This window comes from Pyxidicoccus fallax, from assembly GCF_012933655.1.
Lineage (GTDB): Bacteria > Myxococcota > Myxococcia > Myxococcales > Myxococcaceae > Myxococcus > Myxococcus fallax.
Genome location: NZ_JABBJJ010000599.1, coordinates 1 through 3,654 on the forward strand (window position 1 = coordinate 1; position 3,654 = coordinate 3,654).

Sequence of the window (3,654 nt, forward strand, 5' to 3'; positions counted from 1 at the left end):
GCAGCCCTCCGCCCACCGCCATCGCCACGAGCCCGTGACGCTTCCGCGGCAGGGGCGCGGTCAGCACCCCGCTGCCCGTATGCACCGCATCCTCGGCGTCCGCCTTCGCGTCTTCGTCCACCGAAGCCGCCCCCGCCTGGAGAGCAGGCAGCGGCTCCGTGGACTCCATGACGACGGCCGGCGGTGCCTTCCACGACTCGCCCCGCTCCCGCTTCCCCACCCCCGTCCCATGCGCTCCGCCCCTGTCACGCGACGGAGCCGGCACCGACCGCTCCTGCACCGTCGGCCGCCCCACGGGAGGCTCCACCGCGCGCTCCCTCAACGTGGACCGCTCCGGCACCGCCGGCATCGAGCGCACCCCGGACGGCATCGCCATGGGCATCGGCGTCGTGGGTGACGTCGGGTTCACCTCCGCGTCCAGCGGCGTCTCCATCGACCTGGGCGACGTGCCACCCTTCGGCCCTGTCGGAACCCGCTGCGCCACCGCCTGCGCCTGCGGTGTCACGCTCAGCGTCGCCCCACCCGTCTCCGCCATCCACTGCCCCACGAACTGGGCAATCTGGTACGCGCCCACCGGCTCGCCGGTGGTGAGGATGAACCGCTCCAAATCCGCCTGCAGCGCGCGGCAGTCCGTGTAGCGCTTCTCCCGGTCCTTCGCCAGCGCCTTGTCCAGCACCTGCTGCAGCGCCACCGGCAAATCCGCCCGCCGCTGCGTGGCGGGGACGAACGTCTCGAACAGGATGGCCTGCATCACGCTCACGTCCGTCGTCGCCTCGAACGGCCGCTTCCCCGTGAGCAATTCGTACAGCACGATGCCGAGCGCGTAGACGTCCACCCGCCGGTCCAGCGGCTTCGTCTGGAGCTGCTCGGGCGGCATGTACGCCACCTTCCCCTTCACCACCCCCGTCTGCGTGCGGTGGCTCTGCCCCGCCACCTTCGCGATGCCGAAGTCCACCACCTTCACCGCGCCCTGCCGCGACACCAGGATGTTGTCCGGGCTCACGTCACGGTGAATCAATCCCATCAGCTCGCCCGTCGCCGGGTCCCGGAAGTCGTGCGCGTACGCCAGCCCCTCCGCGGCGAACGCCACCAGCTTCGCGCACAGCGCCGGCGGCAGCGGCTCCACCTGCGCGCGCTTCACCAGCTTGCGCAGGTTGGGCCCGTCGATGAGCTCCATCGCCAGGAAGTAGCTCCCCTCCGCCTCGCCGAAGTCGAAGATCTGCACGACGTTCGGGTGCTCCAGCTGCGCGGCCAGCTTCGCCTCGCCCAGGAACATCTCCACGAACGTGGGGTCCTCCGCCAGGTGGGGAAGGATGCGCTTGAGCACGAGCGTCTTCTCGAAGCCCATCGGCCCCGCGGCCTTCGCGAGATAGACCTCCGCCATGCCACCCGTGGCGAGCTTTCGGACAAGCTGGTACTTCCCTAATTGCATTTGGATCCGGGTTCTCCCAGGTTTGGTGGAAAAGTAAAACCCTCCGCCGGTCGCACTGCCCAACTCCAGGCAGACGGGCGTACATCGCGTTTGACCCTGACCCGACGCGCTCCGTAGGATCCCCACATCCATGCCCCTGAAGGTCATTGGTCCCTACCGCGTCCTGGAGACGCTTGGCAGTGGCGGGGCGGGGACCGTGTATCGGGCCCTGGACCGCCGCACCAACGACGAGGTCGCGCTGAAGCTGCTCTCGGGCGGCCCGGCGTTGGACGCTCGCGCCGCGCGCCGGCTCGCCCGCGAGTTCGAGACGCTCGCGGACCTGTCCCATCCCAACGTGGTGAAGGTCTTCGAGTCCGGCGTCCACGAGGGCGTGCCCTACCTCGCCATGGAGCTCATCGAGGGGCTCACCCTCCGGCACTACCTGGACATGAGCAGCGAGGACCTGCTCTCCCACCCCACCGGCTACAACACGCCCCGCAGCCCGCTGTCCGTGCGGCGCACCGCGGACGATGACTTCGGCAGCGGCAGCGAGTCGGACTCCCTGGCCGACTCCGAGGACGGTGGCGACCGCGTCTTCGGCCTGGCCGCCTTCGCGGACGAGGCCCCCAGCGAGGACCTGGCCAGCTTCGCCGGCGGCGGGATGTCCGGTGGCATGTCCCTGGCCGCGTACGGCTCCGACGACTCGCTGGACAGCTACGTGCCCCCGCCCGTGCCCAGGCACCCCGAACCCGAGGAGCGCGGCCGCGTCCTGCGCGTGGAGGACCTCAACCGCCCCGAGCGCATGGGCCGCCTCAAGGACGCCATGCTCCAGGTGTGCGAGGCGCTGGCGTACATCCACGGCCACGGGCTGGTGCACCGCGACCTCAAGCCCTCCAACATCATGGTGGACGAGGACCGGCAGGTGCGGCTCATGGACTTCGGGCTCGCCAAGTTCCTCGCGGACGACGTGGCGATTACGGAGGCCGGCAAGCTGGTGGGCACCTACCGGTACATGGCCCCGGAGCAGATTCTGGGCGAGCCGCTGGATGGCCGCTCCGACCTGTACAGCCTCGGCGTCATCCTCTATGAGCTGCTCAGCGGGCGGCCCCCCTTCGACGCGAAGACGCCGCACGAGCTGTGGCGCCAGGTGCTGGAGACGGAGCCGCCCCCGGTGCTGGCATTGAACCTCCACGGGGACCCGCAGCTGGCGCGCGTGGCCCACCGCCTCATCCGCAAGGAGCCGGACGACCGGTTCCAGACGGCCGAGGAAGTCTACGAGGCCCTTTCCGAGTGAATCCTCCCAAGCTGCACACCCTCACCGTGGCCGGCGACAAGGCGGGCCAGCGGGTGGACCTCTTCGTCGGTGAATCGCTGGGCCTGTCGCGCGCGCGCCTCAAGCGCCTCTTCGAGGCCGGCGCCGTGAAGGTGAATGGCCGCGTGGCGAAGAAGGGCCTGACGCTGGTGGCCGGGCAGAACATCTCCGTGGAGGTGGAGGACGAGTCGCGCGAGGCGGTGCCCGACGCCGACTTCCCCCTCACCGTGCTGCACGAGGATTCGGAGCTCGTCTTCGTGGACAAGCCCGCCGGCCGGCCCTCCCACCCCCTGCAGCCCGGCGAGACGGGCACCGTCGCCAACGCGCTCGTGGCGCGCTTCCCCGAGTGCGCCCAGGCCTCCGTGGACCCGCGCGAGGGCGGCCTCTGCCACCGGCTGGACGTGGAGACCTCCGGCGTGCTGGTGGCGGCGCGCACGCGGCAGGCGTGGACCACCGTGCGCGAGGCCTTCGGCGGGCGCTCGGTGGACAAGCGCTACCTCGCGCTGGTGACGGGGCCATTGGCCGACGAGGGCGACATCGACGTGCCCCTGCGCCACCACCCGCGGCACCCGGACCGCGTGGAGCCCGCGCCGTACGGGGCCGAGGACGCCCGCGAGGCGGTGTCCCGCTTCACGGTGCTCTCGCGCACCGGCGAGCACAGCCTCGTGGAGGTGCAGATTCTCACCGGCGTGCTGCACCAGGTGCGCGCGCACCTGGCCGGCGTGGGCGCGCCCATCGTCGGTGACACGCTGTACGGCGGGCGCGAGGCGCCGGGCCTGGGCCGCTTCTTCCTGCACGCCCGCTCGCTGTCGCTCCCCCACCCCCAGACGCAGCGTCAGCTCCGCGTGACGAGCCCCCTGCCCGCCGAGCTGCGCGCGGAGCTGGAGCGCCTGGGCCTGCCCCCGCCGCCCGGCGAGCGCCAGGGCTGATT

Annotated in this window: 3 protein-coding genes; 2 read left to right on the forward strand and 1 reads right to left on the reverse strand. The window is 71.4% G+C overall.

All coding sequences use genetic code 11. The annotated features are described in order from the left end of the window. Window positions 1-1,432, reverse strand: a 1,432-nt coding sequence (locus tag HG543_RS52310) for a serine/threonine protein kinase (RefSeq protein ID WP_246357923.1), incomplete at its 3' end; no start/stop codon positions are given. Window positions 1,433-1,562: 130 nt separating this feature from the next. Between HG543_RS52310 and HG543_RS52315 the strand changes: the two genes are divergently transcribed. After that, window positions 1,563-2,705 (forward strand): serine/threonine-protein kinase, encoded by a 1,143-nt coding sequence (locus HG543_RS52315; protein ID WP_169352467.1) that lies wholly within the window; start codon window positions 1,563-1,565, stop codon window positions 2,703-2,705. Further along, the gene (locus HG543_RS52320; protein WP_169352468.1) at window positions 2,702-3,652 is read left to right on the forward strand and encodes an RluA family pseudouridine synthase; all 951 of its coding nucleotides are present in this window, start codon (window positions 2,702-2,704) and stop codon (window positions 3,650-3,652) included. Before HG543_RS52315 ends, HG543_RS52320 begins: the two co-directional genes overlap by 4 nt. Window positions 3,653-3,654 lie beyond the last annotated feature (2 nt).